General features: G+C 52.7%; 18 protein-coding genes. 8 read left to right on the top strand and 10 right to left on the bottom strand.

Translation table 11 applies throughout. From position 1 onward, the window contains the following. The first annotated feature begins 4 nt into the window (after window positions 1-4). From ilvD to RNAN_RS14005, 3 genes are all read left to right on the top strand, one after another. Window positions 5-1,855, top strand: a complete 1,851-nt coding sequence (gene ilvD, locus RNAN_RS13995) for a dihydroxy-acid dehydratase (protein ID WP_008222898.1) — start codon at window positions 5-7, stop codon at window positions 1,853-1,855. Next, window positions 1,855-3,423, top strand: coding sequence for a threonine ammonia-lyase, biosynthetic (gene ilvA / locus RNAN_RS14000; protein WP_008222899.1), 1,569 nt, complete (start codon window positions 1,855-1,857; stop codon window positions 3,421-3,423). The genes ilvD and ilvA overlap by 1 nt, the downstream gene beginning before the upstream one ends. A 153-nt stretch (window positions 3,424-3,576) precedes the next feature. Beyond that, window positions 3,577-4,101 carry a tetratricopeptide repeat protein gene (locus RNAN_RS14005; RefSeq protein WP_008222902.1) on the top strand — a complete coding sequence of 175 codons (525 nt, stop codon included), beginning with the start codon at window positions 3,577-3,579 and terminating at the stop codon, window positions 4,099-4,101. A gap of 148 nt (window positions 4,102-4,249) precedes the next feature. Here RNAN_RS14005 and RNAN_RS14010 read toward each other — a convergent pair whose 3' ends face one another. The 4 genes from RNAN_RS14010 to mtnA form a co-directional block, all read right to left on the bottom strand. After that, complete coding sequence (locus RNAN_RS14010) at window positions 4,250-6,331, bottom strand: peptidase domain-containing ABC transporter (protein ID WP_008222903.1); 2,082 nt, start codon at window positions 6,329-6,331, stop codon at window positions 4,250-4,252. 296 nt (window positions 6,332-6,627) lie between these two features. Then, window positions 6,628-6,975 carry a hypothetical protein gene (locus tag RNAN_RS14015; protein WP_040552204.1) on the bottom strand — a complete coding sequence of 116 codons (348 nt, stop codon included), beginning with the start codon at window positions 6,973-6,975 and terminating at the stop codon, window positions 6,628-6,630. Window positions 6,976-7,027: 52 nt separating this feature from the next. After that, complete coding sequence (locus tag RNAN_RS14020) at window positions 7,028-8,278, bottom strand: HlyD family secretion protein (protein WP_040552205.1); 1,251 nt, start codon at window positions 8,276-8,278, stop codon at window positions 7,028-7,030. Between the two features lie 257 nt (window positions 8,279-8,535). Continuing rightward, window positions 8,536-9,561 (bottom strand): S-methyl-5-thioribose-1-phosphate isomerase, encoded by a 1,026-nt coding sequence (gene mtnA, locus RNAN_RS14025; protein ID WP_008222907.1) that lies wholly within the window; start codon window positions 9,559-9,561, stop codon window positions 8,536-8,538. 85 nt (window positions 9,562-9,646) lie between these two features. On the opposite strand from mtnA, the gene mtnK reads away from it, so the two are divergent. After that, entirely contained in the window at window positions 9,647-10,852 is a 1,206-nt protein-coding gene (gene mtnK, locus RNAN_RS14030) for an S-methyl-5-thioribose kinase (protein WP_008222909.1), read from the top strand. Between the two features lie 68 nt (window positions 10,853-10,920). Further along, the gene (locus tag RNAN_RS14035; protein ID WP_008222911.1) at window positions 10,921-11,841 is read left to right on the top strand and encodes a lactonase family protein; all 921 of its coding nucleotides are present in this window, start codon (window positions 10,921-10,923) and stop codon (window positions 11,839-11,841) included. Here RNAN_RS14035 and RNAN_RS14040 read toward each other — a convergent pair. Together RNAN_RS14040 and RNAN_RS14045 are read right to left on the bottom strand one after the other, a co-directional pair. Continuing rightward, window positions 11,838-12,437, bottom strand: a complete 600-nt coding sequence (locus RNAN_RS14040) for a redoxin domain-containing protein (RefSeq protein WP_008222925.1) — start codon at window positions 12,435-12,437, stop codon at window positions 11,838-11,840. The two genes, RNAN_RS14035 and RNAN_RS14040, sit on opposite strands and share 4 nt — an antisense overlap. Before the next feature lie 33 nt (window positions 12,438-12,470). Further along, window positions 12,471-14,540: a protein-disulfide reductase DsbD family protein gene (locus RNAN_RS14045; RefSeq protein ID WP_008222936.1), complete on the bottom strand. Its 2,070-nt coding sequence runs from the start codon at window positions 14,538-14,540 to the stop codon at window positions 12,471-12,473. Between the two features lie 223 nt (window positions 14,541-14,763). Between RNAN_RS14045 and RNAN_RS14050 the strand changes: the two genes are divergently transcribed. From RNAN_RS14050 to msrA, 3 genes are all read left to right on the top strand, one after another. After that, entirely contained in the window at window positions 14,764-17,004 is a 2,241-nt protein-coding gene (locus RNAN_RS14050; protein WP_008222938.1) for a TonB-dependent receptor, read from the top strand. A gap of 148 nt (window positions 17,005-17,152) precedes the next feature. After that, a complete protein-coding gene (ltaE, locus tag RNAN_RS14055) occupies window positions 17,153-18,235 on the top strand; it encodes a low-specificity L-threonine aldolase (protein ID WP_008222944.1) in 1,083 nt (360 codons plus the stop codon). 250 nt (window positions 18,236-18,485) lie between these two features. Next, window positions 18,486-19,745 (top strand): peptide-methionine (S)-S-oxide reductase MsrA, encoded by a 1,260-nt coding sequence (gene msrA, locus RNAN_RS14060; protein WP_008222946.1) that lies wholly within the window; start codon window positions 18,486-18,488, stop codon window positions 19,743-19,745. A gap of 8 nt (window positions 19,746-19,753) precedes the next feature. Here msrA and RNAN_RS14065 read toward each other — a convergent pair whose 3' ends face one another. From RNAN_RS14065 to ppc, 4 genes are all read right to left on the bottom strand, one after another. After that, window positions 19,754-20,641, bottom strand: coding sequence for a DMT family transporter (locus tag RNAN_RS14065; protein ID WP_040552206.1), 888 nt, complete (start codon window positions 20,639-20,641; stop codon window positions 19,754-19,756). 68 nt (window positions 20,642-20,709) lie between these two features. Continuing rightward, window positions 20,710-21,417, bottom strand: a complete 708-nt coding sequence (locus RNAN_RS14070; protein ID WP_008222951.1) for a hypothetical protein — start codon at window positions 21,415-21,417, stop codon at window positions 20,710-20,712. After that, window positions 21,407-22,138 carry a hypothetical protein gene (locus RNAN_RS14075; protein ID WP_008222953.1) on the bottom strand — a complete coding sequence of 244 codons (732 nt, stop codon included), beginning with the start codon at window positions 22,136-22,138 and terminating at the stop codon, window positions 21,407-21,409. The genes RNAN_RS14070 and RNAN_RS14075 overlap by 11 nt, the downstream gene beginning before the upstream one ends. Before the next feature lie 91 nt (window positions 22,139-22,229). Beyond that, window positions 22,230-24,860, bottom strand: a complete 2,631-nt coding sequence (ppc, locus tag RNAN_RS14080) for a phosphoenolpyruvate carboxylase (protein WP_008222955.1) — start codon at window positions 24,858-24,860, stop codon at window positions 22,230-22,232. Between the last annotated feature and the right edge of the window lie 26 nt (window positions 24,861-24,886).

A 24,886-nucleotide genomic window follows, 5' to 3' on the forward strand; every position in this document is an offset into this window, starting at 1 on the left:
CACAATGCCAAAGTTAAGATCTGCCACCGTTACTGAAGGGCGCAATATGGCGGGCGCCCGCGCACTGTGGCGTGCCACCGGCGTAAAAGATACCGATTTTGGCAAGCCGATAGTGGCGGTAGTGAACTCTTTTGTTGAGTTTGTGCCCGGCCATGTGCACTTACGTGATTTAGGCAAACTGGTGGCGAGCAGCATTAATGAAGCCGGCGGTATCGCCAAAGAATTCAATACCATAGCGGTAGATGATGGCATTGCCATGGGCCACGGTGGCATGCTGTACAGCCTGCCGTCACGCGAGCTGATTGCCGATTCGGTCGAATATATGATCAACGCCCACTGTGCCGATGCCATGGTGTGCATTTCTAACTGCGATAAGATCACCCCCGGCATGTTAATGGCCGCCCTGCGCTTGAATATACCGGTGATCTTTGTCTCCGGCGGGCCGATGGAAGCCGGTAAAACCAAATTATCGGATCAGATTATCAAGCTGGATTTAGTCGATGCCATGGTGTCGGCCGCTGATCCTAAAGTCACCGATGCACAAAGTGAGCAAATTGAGCGCAGCGCCTGCCCGACGTGTGGCAGTTGCTCGGGCATGTTTACTGCAAATTCGATGAACTGCCTGGTTGAAGCTTTAGGCTTAGGCCAACCGGGTAATGGCTCGCTATTGGCCACCCATGCCGATCGTAAAGAGCTGTTTGTGCAGGCCGGCTTCAGAATAATGGAGCTGTGTAACCGCTGGTACAAACAGGATGACGCCTCGGCACTGCCGCGTAGCATTGCCAATAAAGCCGCCTTTGAAAACGCTATGATGCTGGATATCGCTATGGGCGGCTCCACCAATACCGTGCTGCATTTACTGGCGGCCGCGATTGAAGCGCAAGTTGATTTTGGCATGAATGATATCGACCGTTTATCGCGCATCGTGCCGCACCTGTGTAAGGTGGCGCCGTCGACGCAAAAATACCATATGGAAGACGTGCACCGCGCCGGCGGGGTAATCGGTATTCTGGCCGAGCTTAACCGCGCCGGTTTATTAAACCCTAACGTGCCGCATGTCGCCGGCCCCAGCTTAGCCGCCGTGCTGGAGCAGTGGGACATTAAAACCACCGGCAATGAAGACGCCAAACAAATGTACCTGGCCGGCCCGGCCGGTATCCGCACTACGCAGGCATTTTCACAAAACTGCCGCTACCCGACCTTGGATGATGACCGCGTTGATGGCTGTATCCGCAGTAAAGAACATGCCTATTCGCAAGATGGTGGCTTAGCCGTGCTGTTTGGCAACCTGGCACCGAATGGCTGTATTGTTAAAACTGCCGGTGTTGATGAGGAATGCTTAGTCTTTACCGGCCGGGCGCGCATTTTTGAAAGCCAGGACGACGCCGTAGAGGCCATCTTAAAAGGCAAAGTGGTCGCCGGTGATGCGGTAATTATCCGCTACGAAGGCCCTAAAGGCGGCCCTGGGATGCAGGAAATGCTGTACCCGACCAGCTATTTAAAATCGATGGGCTTAGGCAAAAGCTGCGCGCTGATCACCGACGGCCGCTTCTCTGGCGGTACTTCGGGTTTGTCCATCGGCCATGTCTCGCCGGAGGCCGCCAGCGGCGGTGCTATCGCGCTGGTGCAGGAAGGCGACAAAATTGAGATTGATATCCCGCAGCGCAAAATTGGCATTGCTATCAGCGATGACGAGCTGGCGGCACGCCGCGCCGCGATGGACGCCAAAGGCAAGCAAGGCTGGAAGCCAGAAAACCGCCAGCGCGTGGTGAGTGCGGCATTAAAAGCCTACGCCCTGCTGGCCAGCAGTGCAGATAAAGGGGCGGTGCGTGATTTAACTAAGCTGGAGGATTAATGAGCAACCTGGCAACAGTACAAAGAGCACAGACAGATACCGAGTTAATGCAGCAGTATCTGCGTGAAATTCTGCTGTCGCCGGTATATCAGGCTGCGGTAGAAACCCCGCTCGATGCCATGGCAAAGCTAAGCCAGCGGCTGGGGCACAATGTGCTGTTAAAGCGCGAAGACAAACAGCCGGTGTACTCGTTTAAACTGCGCGGTGCCTTTCATAAACTGCATAAAGTACAGCAGCAAAACCCCGACGCCCGCGTGGTGTGCGCCTCGGCCGGTAACCATGCGCAGGGCGTAGCGTTATCGGCCAGCAAGCTGGGCCTGAATGCCACTATTGTGATGCCGATCACTACGCCTGAGATAAAAGTCGCTGCGGTAAAAGCGCTGGGCGGCAATGTGGTGCTGCACGGCACCGCCTTTGATGAAGCCAACAGCTACGCCATTAATCTGGCCAACACCGAAGGCGCGGTCTATATCCCGCCGTTTGATGATAACGACGTGATTGCCGGCCAGGGTACCGTAGCCAAAGAGCTGCTAAGCCAGCATAACCAGTTAAACGCCGTGTTTATTCCGGTTGGCGGCGGCGGCCTAATGGCCGGCATGGCAGTGTATATCAAGGCGATACAACCCAATGTCAAAGTGATCGGCGTCGAGCCGGAAGATGCCGCCTGCTTAAAAGCCGCGCTGGATGCCGGAGCGCCGGTTACGCTGTCGCGGGTTGGTTTATTTGCCGATGGTGTGGCGGTAAAACGCATCGGTACAGAAAATTTTAATCTGGCCAAACGCTTTTGCGATGAGGTAGTTACCGTTAGCAGCGATGAAATTTGCGCGGCGATAAAAGATATTTTTGATGATTTACGCGCGGTAGCCGAACCGGCCGGCGCCCTGGCGCTGGCGGGCCTGAAGAAATACAGTCAGCAACTGAAAAACAGTACCTTAGCCAAGCCGCAGCAACTGGCGGCCGTGTTAAGCGGCGCCAATTTAAACTTTGATACGCTGCGTTATGTGTCAGAGCGCTGCGAGCTGGGCGAGAAAAAAGAAGCGGTATTTGCGGTGACCATACCGGAAGAAAAAGGCAGCTTCCGCCGTTTTTGCCAAACCTTAGGCGGCCGGGCAATAACTGAATTTAACTACCGCTATGCCAGCGATAACAAAGCGCATATCTTTGTTGGCATTAAGCTGCGCCACGGCCAGCAGGAGCTGAACACAGTAAAGGAATTACTCAGCAGCGCTGGTTATGCATTTCAGGATCTATCGGATGACGAGCTGGCCAAACTGCATGTCCGGCATATGGTCGGCGGTATGCCACCAAGACAGCTGCAGGAGCAGGTGTATCAGTTTAACTTTCCGGAATACCCCGGCGCACTGATGAATTTCTTAAACACCCTGGGCGAGCACTGCAATATTACCCTGTTTCACTACCGTAACCACGGCGCCGCCACCGGTGATGTGCTGGCCGGCTTTGAAGTGGCCAGCCACAGCGATATTGCCAGCTACCTGGATAAGCTGGGTTATCAGTACCAGCAAGTTAGCCACAACCGCAGCTACCAAACCTTCCTCACGGCCGGCTAGCCGCGCCAGATGACAGTCATAGCAGTGCGATAAGTGAAAATAATTCACTTGTCGCATTTTTTTTTATCGTTTGTCAGTTCTGGAGCTTTTGCTCAAACTTACTCCTGCAGACCGACAGCGGCTGCCTGGATGGGAAATTGGGAGCGACACACTATGAAAGCGAGATCAGTTAAATTAGGCAGTACTTTGGCGTTGATGCTAATGGCCTCAGGTTCATTTCTCGCATCAGCCAACACCAACGGCTATAAAATGGTCCTTATTGAAGATACCCCTGGCGTGGCAGCCCTGCAGGCTGGCCAGTTTGACCAGGGTATAACGGAAACACTAAACAGCAGCGTTGAAGTGGATAACTTCTCACGCCAGATGAGCCTGTGCGTAGGCTTTACTAAAAGCGCCCAGCTGGATAAAGCCGCCACGGCCTGCGACAGCGCGGTATCTGCCGCCCAGCAGCTGCACTTAGTCAGCAGCAGCGAAAAGCGTGAAATGCGCGCTTATGCCCTAACCAACCGCGGCGTACTGCGCCTGTTACAAAACAACAACCTGGCAGCCCTGGCTGATTTTAGCCGCGCCGCGGAATTAAACCGCAGCGACGTTAATCTGCATAACCTGCAGCGGCTGGAGTTAGCATTAAACAAAGCCAACAACGGCTTAGACCTTGCCATGGTATCGGCTGACTAGCCCACCCTATTCTGCTACCTGCAGATAGTGGCCCGGAGTAAGCGCCCGTGCCACGCTTCAGCTAACAGAGTAAGCGCCTGTTAACTGATGTTTTAACTACACTCCCCCGTGTGTATGCAGCGTTATCTCCCCGGATAACGCTGTTTTTTTATGCTCGGACAAATTGGGCTTTGTACGCCTCTGTTACATCCTGCAACTGGCCATTATGCAGCTGCATAATGCGCTGTGCGTTAATAATGGTTTCTGGCCGGTGGGCAATAATAATACGCGTCATATTTAACTGTTTTATCGCCTGGTTGACATAGTGCTCCAGCTGTACATCTAAATGGCTGGTGGCTTCGTCCATAAACAGAATTTTCGGCTTACGATACAGCGCTCGCGCTAATAATAAACGCTGCTTCTGGCCGCCAGACAGTGAACTGCCCATATCGCCGACCAGGGCGTTATAGCCCATTTGCATAGCGGCAATATCCTGGTGAATACCGGCCAGTTGCGCGCAGGCTATTACCTGCTGCATATCCATTTGGCTGTCAAAAAAGCTGATATTTTCCGCCAGCGTGCCGGACATTAACTGGTCGTCCTGCATTACCGCAGCAATTTGGCTGCGGTAATGGCGCAGCCCTAAATGGCGGATATCCACACCGTCTACTTCTACCTTGCCGCTCTCCGCTGGCAATAAGCCCAGCATAATTTTCATCAGGCTGGTTTTACCGGTGCCGGAAGGGCCAATAATCGCCACATTCTCACCGGCTTGTACTTCCAGATTTAAGCCGTTAAACAACAACGGGTCATTGTTGGCATAACGAAAGCTAATATTGCTCAGGCTAAGCTGGCCGCTTAGCTCGCGGCCATCGCTGGCACTGCCTTCATCTTCTTTGTCGGTTAGGGCAATATCGGCCAGGCGATCTAAATGCAGTTTGGTCATTTTAACCTGCACCACCAGGCCAATCAGCGCCGACATCCGACCGGTGAACTGGCTTTTATATGCCATAAAGGCGAACAGCATGCCTACTGTCATACTGCCATCCATCACAGCATGCGCGGCTAAATACACTATCAAAATACCCTCAATGCCAAACAAAAGTTGGTTGGCCGTACTGGCACTAATTCCCCACTTAGCCAACCGATACCCACTGTTTATCGCTTCAGCATGGCGGTTTTGCCAGATATTCAGGCGTTGGGTTTGCTGACCAAACAATTTGATACTTTGCATGCCACGGATAGTTTCCATAAACACCGAGTCTTCCTTGGCGCCGGCGACAATGCTCTCTTCGGTTAACTGGCGCATCGGCCAATAAAATGCCCAGCGGATTAAGCCATACAACATAACCACTATCACTACCACCAGACTGAGCTGCGGGCTATACAGATACATCATGGCGAAGACAATGACCACCATAATGCCATCTAAAATACCTTCAACCAAACTGTTAGTCAGCAGGGTTTGTACCGCTGACAGCGAGCCAAAACGCGAAGTGATATCGCCCATATGGCGCTTCTCAAAAAACGACATCGGCAAATGCAATAAATGACGAAACAGGTTGGTCACCATCTGCATGCTCATCATGATGCCAAGGTGCAGCGAAATCCAACTGCGCAGCACGCTGACAACAACCTGAATTAGCATTACTAAGCTAAAGCCCAGTGCCAGCGCGGTAAGTAAAGGTTGGTCCTGACTGACAATAACCTCATCCACCACTAACTGGGTGTAATAGGGTGAGGCTAACGCGAAAATTTGTAGCAATAACGACAGCGCAAATAACTTAATTAGCGCCGGCACCACGCCTTGCATTTTCGACCAAAAGGCAGTTAACCCAAGCTGAGCACGTTCATCTATTTTTTTAAATTCAATGCCAGGGGTAAGCTCCAGCGCTACGCCGGTAAAGGCTTTGTCTACCTCGGCAACGCTTAAGCGCCGTTCACCCATCGCCGGGTCAAGAATGGTAATGCCATTACGGTGTACTTTTTTCAGTACCACAAAGTGGTTCATTTCCCAGTGCAATATGCAGGGTGTGCGCAGTTTTTTTAAGTCGTCTAAATCCAGCTTTAACGCCCGCGCTGTCATATTCAGCTGGTTGGCAAGCAGCATAAGCTGCTGCATATTGGCGCCTTTTAATGACACGCTATAGCGGTTGCGTAGAGTAGTTAAGTCCAGCTTATGGCCATGATGATTGGCTACCATAGCGATACAGGCCAGGCCGCACTCCGCAGTTTCGGATTGGTAGATCACGTCAACAGAGAACCTTAGTTTACTAAGAATACGCTAAATAAATTAAATATGTAATAAGACAGGCAAGCGAACCGAATATTACAGGGGCTAATGAAACAAATACATTTTGCCACTCACTTTGATATTTTGGCCATGCAGAAAACAATTTAACACCAAAAAGTCTCTTACCGAGCCAAGCGATTGTAAAATTTAAAATTATCAGTATGCTGAACCAAGCAATTGTTTCCATAGTATGCCTTAATTTAGTTATATAGAACGGCCCATTCTCTATGGGCCGCTCAAAAATAGACCTAAAATCAGTTTTGATTAATTATATATCCAGAGACACCTGCACCAACGTAACCAGCTGCAGTTCTCGCCGCTGACATTACTCCTGTCGCAGGGTTTAATGCACCTTGAATACCACCCGCGGCGGCACCAGCTAATATTACTGTAAGAGGGGTACCCTCATTGCTACCTCCTGAATGAGCCATGATTGCTGCTGCCGCACCACCCAACGCACCAGCAACGCCTCCAACAATATTGCCAACTATAAAGCCATTTCCGCCACCGCCATCCATGTGACGTATAATTTCCCAAGGCGCAGCAAGACCTGTAAATCCACCACTCACTTCTTCAACTTGCTCAAATGTTAACTCTTGCATACTATCTCTCCTTGAGACGCTTTTAAGTTTAAAGGTTTGCTCGTTACGAGCGTTATAACCGCCCTTTCAGGCTTAAAACCGGCTCGAACAACCAGGCTAACAGGCTGCGTTGTTCCAGCACGATATCTGCGCTTAACAGCATGCCCGATTGCAGCGGGACACTGTTGCCATAAGCGCGGATGTGTTGTGAAGCCAGGGCTACCTCTACCCGGTACACTGGCTCCTGTACGGCGACAGGCATATCGACTTCTCCCGGAAGTACGATAGCCTGCGCCGTTTTTATTACTTCCCCTTCGTATAAGCCAAAACGCTGGTACGGAAAGGCGTCAAAACGTAAACGGGTATGCTGGCCCGGTTGCACAAAACCATAGGCGCGGGTAGGCACTAACAGTACGGCCTGCAATTCGGCGTTATCCGGCATGATGGTCAGCAGCGGTAAGCCCTGCTGTACGTTATTACCCACCTCTGCCACTAAGTTAGTTACCCGGCCGCTAATAGGTGCGGTGATCAGCAGTTCGCCCCGGGCGGCCAATTCGGTTTGCTGTTGTTGTAACCTGGCAATATCGCTGTCGAGCAGCGCCAGCTGTTGTTGCTGCTCGTTAGGAAGGCGCTGCAATTGGCCGCTCAGTTGTTCTATTTGCGCTTTTTGGTTTTGCTCACTGGCATTAAGCTCAGCCAGTTGCTGCTGAATATTCAGTACCAGTTCGTGTTGCTGCTGCAACTCGTTGGCAGAAATAGCGCCCTGCTGGCTTAGGCCGTTAAAGTTGTGATAGCGCTGCTGGTTTAGCTGCAGGCGCTGCTGCAACAGTTGCTGCTGGGCGTGAATATCATCTAACAGGTTGCGGCTTAACGTTAGCCGGGCGTTGTACTCGGCTTGCTGTTGGTTAAACTGGCTGTGTAATTGCTGTTTACGCAGGTTTACCAGCTCAGTTTGCTGCAGTAAGCCCTGCAATAAGGTGCCGGTTAAGCTGTCACCGGCCGATAAATGCTCGGGTATGGCTACCAGCGCCAGCCTGTCGCCGGCCTGCACTTGCTGGCCGTCATCGACATAGAGCTGCTGAATAACACCGGCACGGGACGACACTACTTTGGCCAGGCCAATATCAGGCTTTAAATAGCCGCTGACGGTTTCTTTGCGGTTGAATGATGTCAGGCTAAGAAAAGCAACAATAACAATCACCACCAACAATAATGTCACCGTCAGTACAGTACTGCTCAGCGGCTGGGCAATAATCACCTCACCGTCTAACCGTGCACTTTGTTGTTTAACCGCATTAGCGCGAAACAATCCTTGTCCTGCCACAACAACCTCAAACTTCTATTGTGTTAACAATACAACCAAATTTGTTAGGCGCGCACCTTAACTGAACAGCAAATTAACACTCAATAAATTGTTATATTCTTTTTTGTTATATAACTATCGCGTTAATAAATTAAATACTGAGCAGGGAAGATAATTCAATCACTTAACGAAGAGATAAAAGCGGGACAAGATGAACGACGCCCAACCAATTGCCGATTATTTAACCAACTGGTTGGGCCAGCATGTCGTTTTGTGCTTTAACCAAACTGCTGCAATGCACCGGCGGCGATATCAGCCTGGTTATACACGCCGGTGTCCAACACCCAGCCGGTGACCAGTGCTGCCGGGGTTACATCAAAGGCCGGGTTAAATACCGGTGCATCTTGTGGTGCCCAAATAGCCTGGCCAAAGCCGCCGCTGACACCGCGCACTTCATCGCCGTGGCGCTGCTCTATCGGTATCGCGCTGCCATCGGCGCAGGCTAAATCGACCGTAGTGTGTGGCGCCACCACATAAAACGGCACTTTGTGATAATGCGCCAGTACGGCTAAGGAGTAAGTGCCGACTTTATTGGCAAAATCGCCGTTGACGGCAATGCGATCTGAACCAACAAAGATACGGTCTACCTGGCCACGCGCCATCAGCATGGCGGCCATATTGTCGCAGATCAGCTGATACGGAATGCCCAGTTGCTGGCATTCCCAGGCCGTTAAACGGCCGCCTTGCAACAATGGCCGGGTTTCATCTACCCACAGGCGGATGTTTTTGCCTTGCTGATGCGCCAGGTTAATTACCCCCAGCGCTGTACCGACGCCGGCGGTGGCCAAACCGCCGGTATTGCAATGGGTAAGTAACTGCTCGCCCTGTTGCACCAGCGCCGCGCCGTGCTCGGCCATGCGCTGGCACAGCGCGACATCTTCGGCAAACAGCTGCTCAGCACAGGCAATGGCAGCGGCTTTAAAATCCGGCTGTTGCAGTGCGGCAATCATGCTATCGAGGTTATTCATCAGGTTTACGGCAGTGGGCCGGGCGGCGCGCAGCACTTCGGCATCCAGCAGTAGCTGCTGGCGGCTGTCGCCGACACTGGCCCGATACGCCAGCAATAAACAGGCGCCAATACCAATGGCTGGCGCACCGCGCAGCTGCAGCGCTTTGATCATGGCCACCATCTCGGCCACCGTGCGACACGCCAGCCAGCGCTGCTGCTGTGGCAGTAAGGTTTGGTCCAGCACATACAGCAGGCCCTGCGCGGTTTTCAGGCTAAGGGCGGTAAGGTTTTTCATAGCTTATTCCTGTTTGGCGTTGCAGACGTCTATCAGGTTTGCGATTATGCAGGCCGGCGTTTATCAACACAAGTAAGAGACTGCAATGGCTGAGTACCATACTTTTAGCACTGAAGATGCTATGCGTTTTGCCGATGAACACAGTGGTTTGTTTGGCGATCACAGCAAATTAAGCTGTGAGGAATTTGGCGACGGCAACCTGAACCTGGTGTTTCGGGTAAGTAATGACAAAGGCACCAGCCTGATTGTGAAACAAGCGCTGCCTTATGCCCGTTGTGTCGGCGAAAGCTGGCCATTGACAATTGACCGTGCCCGCATTGAAGCGCAAGTGCTGCTAAAACACCGCAAACTCTGCCCTGAGCACACAGTAGAAGTTCTGCACTATGATGCCGAGCAGGCCGCCATTTTAATGGAAGACTTAAAGCACTACCGCATTTTGCGCACTGAGCTAATTAGCGGTAAACAATTTGCCCACTTAGCGCCACAAATGGCGAGCTACCTGGCCAATACGTTGTTTTACACCAGCGACTTTGCCCTAACCGGGCCGAATAAAAAGCAACAGGTGGGTAAGTTTTTAAACCCGGAGCTGTGCCTGATCACCGAAGACTTATTTTTTACCGACCCCTATTGCAACCACGAGCGCAATAATATCCATGCCGAAATTCGCCAGCAGGCGCAGCAGCTTTGGCATGACGAAGCGCTGCAGGCCGAAGTGGCACAGTTAAAAGCAGATTTTTTATCCAAACCGCAGGCACTGCTACACGGCGATGTGCACAGCGGCAGTATTTTTATTAACGAAGAGAACTGCAAAGTTATCGACGCCGAGTTTGGCTTTTATGGCCCTATTGGTTTTGATGTTGGCAGTTTAATCGGCAACTTGCTACTAAACTATCTGGGCCACTTCGGCCTGACGCAAGACACTGACGCCCGGCAACAGCATCAGGACTACCTCGTGTCGCAAGTACAAAGCTTGTGGCAGGAATTTTCAGCACAGTTCACGCAGCTGATGCGCAGTGAATGCCATGAGCCGGCACTGCAAAATAGCCTGTATCAGCAGCGTTTTATGCAGCAGCTGTGGGCTGACACCTTAGGCTACGCCGGCTGTGAGCTGATTCGCCGCACGGTAGGCTTAGCCCATGTGGCCGATCTGGATAAGATCAGCAACAGCACAGTGCGCGGCCAGTGTGAAGCGAAAGCGCTACAGCTTGGCCGCGACTTAATTATGCAGCGCCACAGCCTGGCTAATATGGCGCAGCTTATGCAGTTGCTACACTCATTGTCTGAGCGCTAACCGCTGCAGCATGCGACAGTGCACATGCCGGGCTAGCGTTTGCCGGTATTAATCCGTGGAGCTACGCCATGACAACATTGCAACTGCAGAGCGTTAACTGTATCTGGCAACAGGCGGCACATAACGCCTTTACCGATCTGGTCGAGTTTAACGGCGCGCTCTGGTGCGTGTTTCGTGAAGGTAGCGACCATGTATCCCCCGATGGCGCCTTTCGACTGTTGCGCAGCAGCGATGGCTTAAACTGGCACAGTGCTGCACTGATTAGCGATAACAGCGCCGATTTACGTGATGCCAAGCTTAGCGTAAGCCCAGAGGGCAAGCTGTTGCTGCTGGGCGCTGGCGCCCTGCATGATCGCAGCGCGTTAAGCCATCAGTCTTATCTGTGGCAATCGGCTGATGGTTATCACTGGCCAGCGCCGCTGGCAGTTGGCGAGGCCAATATCTGGCTGTGGCGTATGGCGTGGCAGCAAAAAATGCTGTATGCCCTGGGTTATAAAGTAGGCCAGCCGCGCCTGGTACGCTTGTATCACAGTAACAATATGCATGACTTTACTGCGATAACAGACGTATACAGCGGCAGTTATGCCAATGAAAGCGGCTTGCTGTTTACCACTGACGGCACGGCGCTGTGTTTGTTACGACGAGACCCTGAACATGGCTTATTTGGTCAAAGCGCCCCGCCCTACAGCAACTGGCAGTGGCAGGATCTTGGTTGTCGTATTGGCGGGCCACAGTGGTTGCAACTCCCGGACGGCCAACTGCTGGCCTGCGTGCGGCTGTATGATGACAAAGTACGCACCAGCCTGTGCTGGATAGACCGGCAAAGCGGTAAGCTAACCGAAGCGTTAACGCTGCCCTCGGGCGGCGATTGCAGCTACGCCGGCATGGTGCGGCGCGGCAACAAGCTTTATATCAGTTACTACTCATCACATGAACACACCACCGCCATCTATCTGGCGGTGGTTATTCTACAGCAGCTAGCCAGTTAGTATTTGATGCTGCAACCGTACGGCTTAGTCACTGCCGGATCAGGCGCCTGACCATCTAACACCGCTTTGGCTGCATTGGCAAAATAGGGTGTGGCTTTGGCAATATCGTCAACCTTGGCCGACGGGATGCTGTCGATACCGCCCATATACTGCAGTACACCGGCCTTGTCGATCACATACATATGCGGTGTGGTTTTCGCATCATAGGCTTTACCCACTACGCCGCTTTCATCAAACACTACCGCCGTTGGCAGTGCACTGCGGCTGGCCGTCAGCTCATCGGCCTTGGCACCGCTGACATGGCCCTGTTTGCCCGGCGCAGAGGAAATGACGCTAAGCCATACCACGTCCTGCGCTTTCATTTCGGCCTGTAGCGCCTGCATATTACCGTTGTAATGTTTCTTCACGAAGGGGCAGTCATGGTTGGTCCACTCCAGCACCACATTTTTGCCGGCAAAATCTTTTAAACTGTGGCTGATGCCTTTGGAATCGACCACGGTAAAGTCCGGTGCCGGTGCGCCGACCTGAGGTGCGGCGGCCAGCCCGAGTGACAACACAGCAGCAGACGCTGCCAGAACCAGTTGACGTACTTTCATCTGCATTACTCCTGTTTTGTTGCGTTGGGTAGATTAAAGTTGCCGACTCAGTCGCTCCAAGGTGGTAGCGAGGGTGTCGGGGGTTAAAATTTGCGGCAGCACTTCAGGTGGCTGCCCGGGCCAGTACAGCACGTACAGCGGCACACCATCGCGCTGGTACAAACGTAAATACTCGGTAATGGCGCTGTCGCGCAGCGTCCAGTCACCTTTTAAGTAGGTCACATCGTATAGCGCCAGCGCCGCCTTACTGCTTTGTGTATTCAGCGCCACCCGCTCGTTAACTAAGCAGGTGATGCACCAGTCGGCGGTCATATTCACCAGCACCGGCTTACCCTCTGCCTTTAGCTGTTGCAGCTTTGCTGCCGACCAGCTTTGCCAGTGCTGACTGCTTTGCTGCTGCACCGGCGCATTGCTGACAGCAGGTGTCAGCGCCGGCAATAACAGCGCCAGCAGCAACAGCAGCAGCGCCAACACCATGTTCACCTTACCTGCCTGGGCCAGCTGTTTACGGCCCCATAACCAGCAGGCCGCGGCAACACATACCACGCCAATTAACAGCAGCGCCTGCGCATCAATACCGGTTTGCCGGCCATACACCCACAACAGCCACACCGCGCTTAAATACAGCGGATACGCCAGCCACTGCTTAAAACTTTCCATCCAGGCGCCGGGTTTGGGTAACAGGCGGGCAAAGCCCGGCACAAAGGCCAGCAGTAAAAATGGCAGCGCCATGCCCAGGCCTAAGGCAACAAACACCGTAAGCGCTACTACAGCACTTTGGCCGACCGCGTAGCCCAGCGCCGTGCCCATAAAGGGTGCGGTACAAGGGCTGGCCACTACTACGGCCAGCACGCCGGTAAAAAAGGCCCCCTTGCCACCTTTGGCACTGGCTAAACTGCTGCCGCTGTTCATCAGGCCTAAGCCAAACTGCACTACGCCGGACAAACTTAAGCCCAGCGCAAATAGCAAATACACCAGCAATGCCACTAAATAGGGGTTCTGCAGCTGAAAACCCCAGCCCACGGCCTGCCCGGCAGCACGCAGCGCGATCAATAGCAATGCCAGTAGCGCAAAACTGAGCACCACACCCGCGCTGTAAAGCAGCGCATCCCGTTGCTGCGCCGACCGCTGTTGACCGTTACTGGCCAGGCTTAACGCTTTTAATGACAACACCGGAAACACACAGGGCATTAAATTCAGCAGCAAACCGCCACTGGCCGCCAGCAGCAAAATAAGCCACAGCGGCGTAGCCGTCTGTTGGCCCTGGGTGATCAGAATATCGGTGCTGCTATCACCGGCTTGAGTAAGCAGCACACTGTAAGCGCCGCTGTCGGTTACCAGCACCACTTCAAGCTGATTGGGCGCAGCGGAAAAATAGGTATTTAGCCCCTGCTGCAGCATCAGCTGGTTATTATTCAGCGTAATTTGCTGGTCGGCCGCGTGATCAACCAGTTCAGTGGCGGCGACAAAAAACCGGCTGACATTAAGCCCCTGTGGTAAGTCAATCAGCGCAGAAAAAGCGGCACCCGAGGTATCAAAGCGGCCGCTGGCGTTAAGCGGTGTAGGTAAGCGCGTTTTAGCCTCGGTAAACAGCGGCTGATACTGCTGAGCTAACACTGCATTCGCGCCAACCGGCAGGCTTAAACTGAAACTGGCGCTGGCCGGAATACAGACTTCTTCGCACACCAGCCAGTCTGCCGTCAGGCCAATATCCAATGTATCGGCGCTATAACCAGCCGGCAGGCGAAGCTCTGACAGCAGTATGGTCTGGCCTTCAAAGCCGTAGTTCATCAAAGGTGGTAAGGCAATGGCGCTGGGTGTTGGCCAGGCGATATCACCCACCGTTACGCCGTCAGGCAACTGCCAGCTTAAGCTGGTGGCCAGGCCAGAATCGCCCGGGTTTTGCCAGTAGGTATGCCAGTGCTCATCCGGCACAAAATGCAGCGCCAGCAACGCAGACTGGCCCGGCACCAGCTGTTGGTACTCGCTGACCAGTTCGGCTTTTAAATGGCTGGCACTTTGCCAGCCACTGCTGGTGGCAACTGCCTTAACCGGCACTAAGGCGATACACAGCAGTAACAGCGCTACAATCAAATTTGGCATAAAGCTCTCGCGGGTGGTGATGCTAACCTATACGAGCCTACAACGATTTTGATCAGAGTGCTTAGAATGTACCCGCCAAACGTCGTCAAATTGAGCATTTTGTGCGACAAACTGCTATATTAGCCTACGTTTAGCCTTAGCGGCCGCTGTGGTCACTCCAGCAATTTGGCTGCTACTAAACACACACAACTTCACAAAACTTATCAATAAAAGGTTCACCTTAATGAAACCATTTACCAAGTCAGCGTTGTCAGTAGCTTTACAGGCTGCCCTGTTTGGCGCAGCCGTTAGCCTTTCTCCTGTGCTGGTGGCACAGGAAAGTGACAAAGGCACCGAAGCGAAAGAACAGGAACTGGAAACCATTACCGTTACCGCCCAGAAGCGGGCGCAGAGCATTCAGGAAGTGCCAATTTCTATCGCCACTTTATCCGGCGAGAAATTCGATGCCATTTTCTCTTCAGGAGACGACATCACTGCCCTGGCCATTAAAGTACCGGGCCTGTATGCCGAAACGTCAAATGGCCGCGCCGCACCGCGCTTTTATATTCGTGGTTTGGGCAACACTGACTTTGACTTAGCCGCCTCGCAACCGGTATCCATTATTATGGATGAGGTGGTGATGGAGAACGTGATTTTAAAAAGTTTCCCGCTGTTTGACGTACAGCAGGTTGAGGTGATCCGTGGCCCGCAAGGCACGCTGTTTGGCCGCAACACCACCGCCGGTATTATTAAATTTGACAGCGTAAAACCACGGCAGGAATTTGATGCCTATGTAAAAACCACCGCCGGCACTTTGGGCCAGTTTAATCTGGAAGGTGCAGTGGGTGGTGGCTTAACCGACGAGTTATCTGCCCGGGTATCGTTGTTATCGCAGCACCGCAGCGACTGGGTGAATAACAGTTTCACCGGCGAAAACGATGCCATGGGTGGCTACAATGAACGTGCCGGCCGGGTACAGTTTTTATACGAAGCAGCCGATTTTGATGCGTTGTTAAATGTGCATTCGCGTAATTACGATGGTACCTCGTCGCTGTTCCGCGCGAATATTCTTTCACCTGGCAGCGACAAGCTGAACGATAACTACGACCGCGATACCGTGGCGTACGACAACCCTACCGCCAATAGCCAAAGCTATGATGCCTGGGGTGCATCGTTAAAGTTTGATTTCCGCTTTGATGGCATGACGCTGACCAGCATTTCTGCGCTGGAGCGCGCTGACGGTGGCGGTATTGGTGACATTGACGGCGGCACACCAGATGGCCCTGGCGTTATCCCATTTCAGGCGGTGACGGAAGATCAGTTAAAAGATTTAAAGCAATACACGCAGGAAATCCGTTTAGCCAGCGACACCAGCGACGCCTTAAGCTGGCAGGTGGGTGGTTTCTACTTCGACTCCACCTTTGGTGTTAACAGTATCGATGGTTTCTTTGGCGCCACCGAAGTGTTCCACGGTAACACCAGCTGGGCGCTGTTTGGCCAAACCTCGTATAAAATCAACGACAAACTGGATGTCACCGGCGGTATCCGCTATACCGACGACGTGAAAACCTTCTCTGTCGGCAACCAGAACGTTGACGGTTTCGCGCTGGTGATTGGTGCAGCACAAATTCAGCAGTACGATCCGATTAAAGTGTCTGATGATCAAATTAGCTGGGAGCTAAACGCGAACTACCGCTTAACCGACAAGACCAGTTTATTTGCCCGTGTCGCTGATGGCTTCCGCGCTCAGTCTATTCAGGGCCGTGATGTGGCCTTTGAAGCACCACCGTCTGTTGCCGAGTCAGAAACCATTTTGTCTTGGGAAGTGGGTGCAAAATCAGATCTGCTGAATAACACCCTGCGCTTAAACGCCGCCCTGTTCTACTACACCATTGATGATATTCAGTTATCCGCCATTGGTGGCCAAACCCAGGGTAACCAGCTGATTAACGCCGACAAAGGTGTCGGTTATGGTTTTGAGTTCGACTTTGACTATCGTGTACTGCCAAACCTGAGTGTGGGCGGTGGTTTTAGCTACAACAACACCGAACTGCAGGACGATACGCTGACCGTAGCGCCTTGTGGCTCAGGCATGTGTACCGTGCTGGATCCGTTAAATGCGCAAAATCTGGCACTGATTGACGGCAACCCGTTCCCGCAGGCACCGGAAACCATCCTTACATTGAATGGCCGTTATGATTTCCCGATTGAAAGTGGTGAAATTTATATTTACGGTGATTATCAAATTCAGGGTAAAACTAACCTGTTCCTGTATGAATCTGCCGAGTTTAAGTCAAACAACAACTACGAAGCCGGTTTACGCGTAGCTTATATCAACTACGACAATAACTACGAAGTAGGCGTGTTTGGCCGCAATATCACTGATCAGGACAACTTAAAAGGCGCCATCGACTTCAATAACCTGACCGGTTTTGTGAACGAACCGCGCACCTTTGGTGTCGACTTTAAGATTAATTTCTATTAATCCTGAATAACATGACAAAGGGCAGCATCAGCTGCCCTTTTTATTGCAGCCAATTATTTCAGCGAATAGTGCTGCGCTTTAAGCCATTCTGATTGCACAAGATGCCATGCCGCCTTAGTCTGTCTGCAGAATTTTTGTGGAGTACACCATGGCCGATTTTCGCAGCGACACCGTCACCCAACCCTCATTAGCGATGAAAGAGCGTATGTTCAGCGCAGCGCTGGGCGATGATGTGTTTAACGACGACCCCACCACGCTGGAACTGCAGCGCACTGCCGCCGACATGCTCGGTTTTGACGCGGCATTATTTGCCCCCAGCGGTACCCAAACCAACCTGATTGCCATGATGAGCCATTGCCAGCGCGGTGACGAGGCTATTGTCGGCCAGCAGTGGCACACCTACAAATGGGAAGGCGGCGGCATGGCGGTACTCGGCTCTATTCAGCCACAGCCGCTGGAACTGCAAGCCGATGGCACGCTGGCGCTTGCCGATATCGCTGCCGCCATCAAACCGGACGATCCGCATTTTGCCCGTACGCGCTTAATCGTGATTGAAAACAGTGTGGGCGGTAAGGTGCTGCCACTGAGTTATATGCGTGATGTCGCCGCGCTGGCCAAAGACAAAGGCTTAGCCTGCCATATCGATGGTGCGCGCTTAATGAATGCCGCCGTGGCATTGGCACCAGAGCATGGCTTAACGCCACAGCAAATGGCACGCGAGCTATGCCAGGGCTATGACTCGGTATCCTTGTGTTTATCCAAAGGCTTAGGCTGTCCGGTCGGCTCTTTGCTGCTTGGCTCACACGACTTTATCGCCCGCGCCAAACGGATACGTAAGATGCTCGGCGGCGGCATGCGCCAAACCGGTATTCTGGCCGCCGCCGGTTTATATGCACTGGAGCACAATATTAACCGCCTGGCTGATGATCATGCCAATTGCCGCTATTTAGCCGATGGCCTGACTATTCTGGCGGCGCAATTACCCGCCTTGCAAGGCAAGCTTACGCCGCTGCCGGTGCAGACCAATATTTTATTTACTGATGTTGAGCTTAAGCTGGCAGAGCAGTTAGTGCCGTACTTAGCACAGCGTGGCATTAAGCTGACTGGCAGTAACTACCAAAGCGCCAATGGCAGCATTAAGCGGCTGCGCTGGGTGTGTCATCTGGATATCAGCCGCGACGATATCGAGCGCACACTGCAAGCGGTAACGGCGTTTGCGCACAGAGCATAGTGAGCCGTCTTACTCACACCAACACGCCGTGAACCCTTCCCTGGGGGCTCGATTACAAACTTCATCCGTGAAGTTTGTCCGGTGGACCTGCTTCGCTGTTCAAATTCGCTCCGGGCGAATTTGTCAGCATCCTGGCCTGCAACGGTTGGCTTAGAGTAAGTCGACGCACCTTTGCAACCGTGGAAAGATTTTGCACCTTTTGCCTGTCTATTACGTAACATCAGTGAAGTAACAACAGGCAGAGGTAACCATGTTTAGCAAGCTTATGCAGCTGTGTGCGCTTAGTGTACTGTTTGCCAGCAGTGCAGCGGCCAAGATGCCCGCCACTGAACATATCGACAGCATTGTCGTCGGTGCCGGCTGTTTCTGGGGCGTAGAAAAACGCTTTGAAGCCATGCCTGGCGTAATCGATGCGGTATCCGGCTATGCCGACGGTAACGGTGTTAAACCCAGCTACCGCGTCATTACGCAAAAACGCCATCAATTTAACCCCAATAACCATGCTGAGGTGGTGAAAGTGCGCTTTAACCCGGCACAAATCAGCCTGGATACCCTGCTTAAACGCTATTTTGAAATGCACGACCCCACCCAGCTAAACCGCCAGGGCAATGATATTGGCACCCAGTACCGCAGCATAATTCTGACCAATAGCGAAGCGCAATCTGCTGCAGCGACCCGGTTAAAAGCCGAATTTCAGCCACTGCTGACAAAGGCCGGTTTTGGCGCTATTACCACCCAGATTAAGCCGCTGCGCGAGTTTTTCCCGGCCGAAGACTACCATCAGGACTATATTGCGAAAAACCCTAACGGCTACTGCCCCGATCACAGTACCGGCGTGCGCTTTGCTGATACGCCAGTGCCGCAAACGGCCAGCGTGGATAACAGCGCCCTGTTAACGGGTAAGCATATACTGGTGATCGATTCTGAAAGCTACTGCCCTTACTGCGAGAAATTTAAAGCTGAAACCGGCAATGCCTATCAGGGCGATATTGCGCTGCATTACCGTTATGCCAGCCAGTTGCAGGGGCTCAGTATCAGCTCACCCACCTGGGCCACACCAACCGTTATTCTGCTGCAGGATGGCAAAGAACTATTTGGCCGCCAGGGTTATGTAAGCCCGGAGGAATTTTATTTGCTACTGGGTAAGTTTAAACTCGGCGCCAGTGAAGCCTTCGAGGTGGCCTTTGATAAAGGCACCGATGCGCGCTTTTGTCAGCAGTATGAAATCTTCAAAAATACGCCCGACGGCGTCTTTGTCGATAAGTTAAGCGGGGTGCCGCTGTTTGACACCCGCCACCGCTTTGACTCCGGCACCGGCTGGCTGTCGTTTACCCGGCCGGTGGCAGGGGCGGTAGTTGAAAAGCCGGATAACCGCTATGGTATGCGCCGCACTGAAATCCGCGCCAAGGTGTCGGGCATTCATTTAGGCCATGTGTTTGACGACGGCCCCAATGGCCAGCGCCGTTACTGCATTAATGCCACAGTGCTGGATTTTATCCCGCGCGGTTAGCACAGGTGCTACAGCTTAATCGCCTCAGCCACCGCCACCACCGCTTTGGCTGGCTTATGCCGCAGCGCCAGCAGCAAGCCGGTGGCGATAATCAGCAACACACCGCCCTGTTGCAGCGCGCTTAGGCTTTCAGCAAATAACCACCAGCCGGCCAGGATTACCGTTACCGGCTCTGAATAGGCCAGCGTGGCATACACCCTTGTCGGCAAATGCTGCAGCGCAATAATAGCGCAGTAAATGGCGATAAAGCCGGGCAACAGGCCGGCCAGCGCTATCCAGATCAGCTCATCTACTTTAGGCACTGTGATGTCGGTTAAAAACGGTAAAACGCAGCAGGCGCCAATCAAGAGTTGATAAAAGGTGCGCTGCAGCTGCGAATGCGCCGGCAGAGCACGGCGGTTAAGCAGCAAAAAGCCGCTGTAGGCAAACAAGGATAGCAAACCCAGCAGCAAGCCCGGCAGCTGCGCAGCATCCAGCACCAGATCAAACTTAAACTGCTGTAACATGGCAAAGCCGAAAAACGACAGCACGATCAGGCTACTGTCGGGTAAATCGAGCTTTTCCTGTAATAACCAATGGGCAATAAAGGCCGACAGTGGCGGCGCCAGATACACCAGCATAATAGCATTGGCCAGGCTAATGTATTCAATAGCTGACAGAAAGCTGAGCATAAAGCCGGCAAGCAGCACGCCATTAACCGCCATGCGCCAGTCGGGTTTACCTTTTAGTGCAGCAAGCTTACCGGTCAGCGTAACAAACAGCAGCAAACACAGGCCACCGACAAATAAGCGGTAAAAGGTCAGCTCGGCTGCCGCTAAGCCACTAAAGCGGGCAATAATGCCGCTACTGGCCATTGCCACCGCCGATACCAGTGCAAAAACTACGTATCTGCTCATTGACTGCCTCAAAATAAAAACCGGCTTATTATGCCGGTTTATTAGTCATCTGTAATAGCCTGATACACTTAATAAGTCATCTGCCTGATACCAATACGCAAATTTTGTAGGTGTATAGGCATGTCATCAGGGTGGATATGATAAACGGCGCTCCAATTCAGGATAGCCTGTACACCTTGGACTCTATTGTAACGTTCACCGGTCAGTAGATTGTGTACATCAATGTGCACACTTATCGCAGGCATGGTGCCTTTTCTGCTATCAAGTAGAAAATTAGGTGGTAAAGCGGTTTTGTCTTCTATGCTGTCCCAACGGGCTTTATCGCCGGAATATTCTGCTATAGCTTTTGCAAAATGCAAGGACAGCAATACGTCTGCCTGGTACTTGTGCCGATACTCTGCAATAACGCTGTTATCTAACTGTTGCTTCAATTCGTGATTAAATCTGCCGGTTACTGCGTCATAAAACTGTGTGTTTTCAGGTATGATTTGTTGCGCAATCTTGGCATAGTGTTCAGCAGCTACCACACGACTGTAGCCTTGTGTCGGCAAATAATTAATCAGATCAGTCTCAACTTGCTGAAGAAAACCGGCAGGCAATTTCAGCTCTTTGTCAGCCGATAGCTTAACTATACCTACAACTTTCTCCTTGCCGGTGACCCAGGGGTTGTGGTCGCGCTGCGTGATGCGAGGCTCTGGTGTAATGCGGCAGCCAATCAGTAGTACTACTGATAGCAGAAAAACACATCCTGTTCCTAACTTAACTTTACTTTTCATCAAGCAGCTTCCTTAACGCTTCTGTGACAGAATACGCCATAGTGTTGCTATCTTGCAGCAGCTCAGCTACAGGTAGTGGCTCAAACTTGTCTTTATCGTTTAACTTGCTTATCAGTTGAATACCTCCTGCCCCCATATAAAGCTCTTTTGCATTTACATCGTTGATAAATACCAGATAGGAAATGGCAGGCAGACGGCCTGAAGTTTGCTGCACCATAGAGCTGAAGAAATTAGCTACATCGCTGTTATTTTTCTCATACGCTTCTGATTGCCCATCCCACTCCGCACGATATTGACCAAAATTGGCATTCCGCACCCGAATATCATGGTAAAGCACCGCATCAATATTGTGCGTTTGCTTCAAACGGGCCAGCGTTTCAAGCTGAACCTTGGCAAATTTTTCGTCGTCACGCTGACCGGTTTGCGCATCAAAGTAGCCACCATTAGTGTCACGAATTTCATTAAAAGCGCTGTAATACACCTCAGGGTCAACTATCTGGATGTTATTACGGGCAAATATCTCTTTGATTTGTTCCAAATAATAACTACGTACATCTTGCCTGTGCTGTATAGCCTCCGGCAGGCTCAAATCGGTCAGCACCACCGTCTTGACCTGCATTTTAAAATCTTGTTTTGATACAGAACTGCGATGCACCGCAGTTGAGCAACCAGCTATAAATGTTATGGCAATAGCTAATAACGTTAATACAACCCTTTGCATTACAACTCCTTTTAATAAAAAGTTACAATTCTAAGGATTACTTTGCTAAAGGCAATAAAAAACCGCCAAAAGGCGGTTTTCCAGAAGGCTGCTAGCCTGAATTTCGCATACCGGCGGCGATACCGGCGATGGTCACCATTAGCGCCCGGCTAATCATCGGGTTTACCCGATCCGGCTGGTGTCGTACCCGGTGCAGCAACTCGGCCTGCAGAATATGCAGCGGGTCAACGTAAGTGTTGCGCAGCATTATCGACTCGCGGATCCAGCTCTCTTTCGCCATTAGTGTATCGCTGTGAATAAGTTTTAAAAGCAGCTCACGGTCAGCGGTCAGCTGCTCGCGCAGCTGCTGGCCTAAATGCTTCAGCTCGTCCGGCACCAGCACCTTGTCATAGTAAGCGGCAATATCGCTGTCGGCTTTTAAAAACACCATTTCCAGCATCGACATGCGGGTGGCAAAAAACGGCCACTGCTGCTGCATTTCATCCAGCAGCGCCGCGTTATCCTGCTCGGCGGCTTTAGCCAGTGCCGCGCCGGCCCCGAGCCAGGCCGGTAACATTAAGCGGTTTTGTGACCAGGCGAAGATCCACGGTATCGCACGCAGGCTTTCTACGCCGCCGGTCGGGTTACGCTTGGCCGGCCGGCTACCGAGTGGCAGCTGGCCCAGCTCCTGCTCGGGCGTGGCGGCACGAAAATACGGCACAAAGTCTTTATTGTGCCGCACTACGGCGCGGTAAGCCTGGCAGGAATCTTCAGCCAGTTGGCTCATCAGCGTACGCCAGCTTTGCTTGGGTACCGGCGGTGGTAACAGCATGCCCTCTAACACGGCACTGGCATACAGCGCCAGGCTGCGCTCAGCTAATTTGGGCAAGCCGAATTTAAAGCGGATCATCTCGCCCTGCTCGGTGACGCGCAAGCCGCCGGCTAACGACCCCGGTGGCTGCGATAAAATCGCCGCATGGGCCGGACCGCCGCCACGGCCGATAGTGCCGCCGCGGCCATGAAACAGCGTCAGTTGCACTTTGGCCTGCTGGCAAATGGCCACTAAGGCTTCCTGCGCGCTGTATTGCGCCCAGGCGGCAGCGAACACACCGGCGTCTTTGGCCGAGTCGGAGTAGCCAATCATCACTTCCTGTTTGCCGTTAATATAGCCACGGTACCAGTCGATGCTGAGCAGCTTGCGCATACAATCGGGCGCGTTTTGTAAATCGCTTAGCGTTTCAAACAGCGGCGCCACCGGCATCGGGAAGCTGATGCCGGCTTCTTTTAGCAGCAGCTGCACCGCCAGCACGTCAGACGGTTTACCGGCCATTGAAATGACATAGGTGCTTAGCGCTTCGCTGCCATGGCGGGCGACAATATCGCAGGTATCCAGCACTTCCTGCACGTCACTTGAAGGCTGCCAGCCTTTCGGAAACAGCGGCCGGCGGTTGGCCAGCTCGGCCAGTAAAAACGCCTGGCGGGCGCCTTCGTCCCAGGCGCCATAATCGCCCAGCCCCAGATATTGGGTTAACTCGCTGAATACCTGGGCATGACGGCCGGCATCCTGGCGGATATCCAGCTTTAACAGTGTCAGGCCAAAGGCATAAGCGCGGCGCAGCGTATCCAGCAGCTTGCCGTTGGCAATCACCGCCATACCGCAATCGAGCAGTGACTGATAGCACAGCAACAGCGGCTCAAGTAACTGCTGATTATGCCAGATCAGATCCTGCGGTCGCTGCAAGCGGTCGTGTTTTAATGCTTCGGTTAGCCAGTCGCGGGTGTGCAGCAGGCCGCTGCGTAATTTATTCAGCACCAGCCGGTACGGCTCACTGGCTTCACCTGCCACCTCAGTGAGCGCCGGGCTGGCCTGATACATCGACAGCTCACTGCTAAGTAAATCTAAATCTTTGGCAAATAAATCGGCGGCTTTCCAGCGGCTGAGCAATAGCACCTGGCGGGTAACTTTAGCGGTAACAAAGGGGTTACCGTCGCGGTCGCCGCCCATCCAGGACGAAAACTTTACCGGCGCCGCATCCAGTGCCAGCCCCTGGCCGGTGGCGGCCAGTAGTTTGCTGTCCAGCTCGCGCAGAAAATCCGGTATTGCCTGCCACAGCGAGCTTTCAATCACCGCAAAGCCGGATTTAGCCTCATCGACCGGGGTTGGCCGCTGCTCGCGGATTTCATTGGTGTGCCAGGCCTGGGCAATCAGCTCACTTAAACGCTGCTCTACCCGCTGTTGCTGCGCCGGCGTTAAGTCCTGCTCCAGCTCGGTTAAACAGAGCGCAATTTCGGTCAGCTTATGAATAAGGGTGCGGCGCGACACTTCGGTCGGGTGTGCGGTAAGCACCAGCTCTATTGATAAATTAGCCACCGCCTGCTGTACCTGCACCCTGTCCAGTTGTTTATCAGCCAGCAAACTAAACAGCTCTGCCAACGGCTCAGGCTTTTCAATGCTGGCCTGGCCAATACGGCTAATGCTGTAATGCTGCTCGGCCAGGTTAGCTAAATTAAGGAACTGGGCAAAGGCGCGTGCCACCGGCAACAACTCGTCGTCCGTTAAGCTTTGCAGCACCTGTTTTAGCTTATCGGCCTGCAGCTCTTCGCCCTGACGCGCAGCTTTGGATAACTGACGGATCTGCTCTACCCGCTCCAGCAGCGCATCGCCTAACTGGCTGCGAATGGTGTCGCCCAGCTGGGTGCCCAGTAACCCGACATTGCTTCTCAGTGCTGCGTAATGGTCCATCTTGCTTACCTCGGTTCGCTTATGTT

The organism is Rheinheimera nanhaiensis E407-8 (genome assembly GCF_000296695.1).
GTDB lineage: Bacteria > Pseudomonadota > Gammaproteobacteria > Enterobacterales > Alteromonadaceae > Alishewanella > Alishewanella nanhaiensis.

Coding starts and splice junctions, on each gene's coding strand:
- ilvD (WP_008222898.1), top strand. CDS start 5: ATGCCAAAGTTAAGATCTGCCACCGTTACTGAAGGGCGCAATATGGCG.
- ilvA (WP_008222899.1), top strand. CDS start 1,855: ATGAGCAACCTGGCAACAGTACAAAGAGCACAGACAGATACCGAGTTA.
- RNAN_RS14005 (WP_008222902.1), top strand. CDS start 3,577: ATGAAAGCGAGATCAGTTAAATTAGGCAGTACTTTGGCGTTGATGCTA.
- RNAN_RS14015 (WP_040552204.1), bottom strand. CDS start 6,975: ATGCAAGAGTTAACATTTGAGCAAGTTGAAGAAGTGAGTGGTGGATTT.
- mtnA (WP_008222907.1), bottom strand. CDS start 9,561: ATGAAAAACCTTACCGCCCTTAGCCTGAAAACCGCGCAGGGCCTGCTG.
- mtnK (WP_008222909.1), top strand. CDS start 9,647: ATGGCTGAGTACCATACTTTTAGCACTGAAGATGCTATGCGTTTTGCC.
- RNAN_RS14035 (WP_008222911.1), top strand. CDS start 10,921: ATGACAACATTGCAACTGCAGAGCGTTAACTGTATCTGGCAACAGGCG.
- RNAN_RS14040 (WP_008222925.1), bottom strand. CDS start 12,437: ATGAAAGTACGTCAACTGGTTCTGGCAGCGTCTGCTGCTGTGTTGTCA.
- RNAN_RS14045 (WP_008222936.1), bottom strand. CDS start 14,540: ATGCCAAATTTGATTGTAGCGCTGTTACTGCTGTGTATCGCCTTAGTG.
- RNAN_RS14050 (WP_008222938.1), top strand. CDS start 14,764: ATGAAACCATTTACCAAGTCAGCGTTGTCAGTAGCTTTACAGGCTGCC.
- ltaE (WP_008222944.1), top strand. CDS start 17,153: ATGGCCGATTTTCGCAGCGACACCGTCACCCAACCCTCATTAGCGATG.
- msrA (WP_008222946.1), top strand. CDS start 18,486: ATGTTTAGCAAGCTTATGCAGCTGTGTGCGCTTAGTGTACTGTTTGCC.
- RNAN_RS14065 (WP_040552206.1), bottom strand. CDS start 20,641: ATGAGCAGATACGTAGTTTTTGCACTGGTATCGGCGGTGGCAATGGCC.
- RNAN_RS14070 (WP_008222951.1), bottom strand. CDS start 21,417: ATGAAAAGTAAAGTTAAGTTAGGAACAGGATGTGTTTTTCTGCTATCA.
- RNAN_RS14075 (WP_008222953.1), bottom strand. CDS start 22,138: ATGCAAAGGGTTGTATTAACGTTATTAGCTATTGCCATAACATTTATA.
- ppc (WP_008222955.1), bottom strand. CDS start 24,860: ATGGACCATTACGCAGCACTGAGAAGCAATGTCGGGTTACTGGGCACC.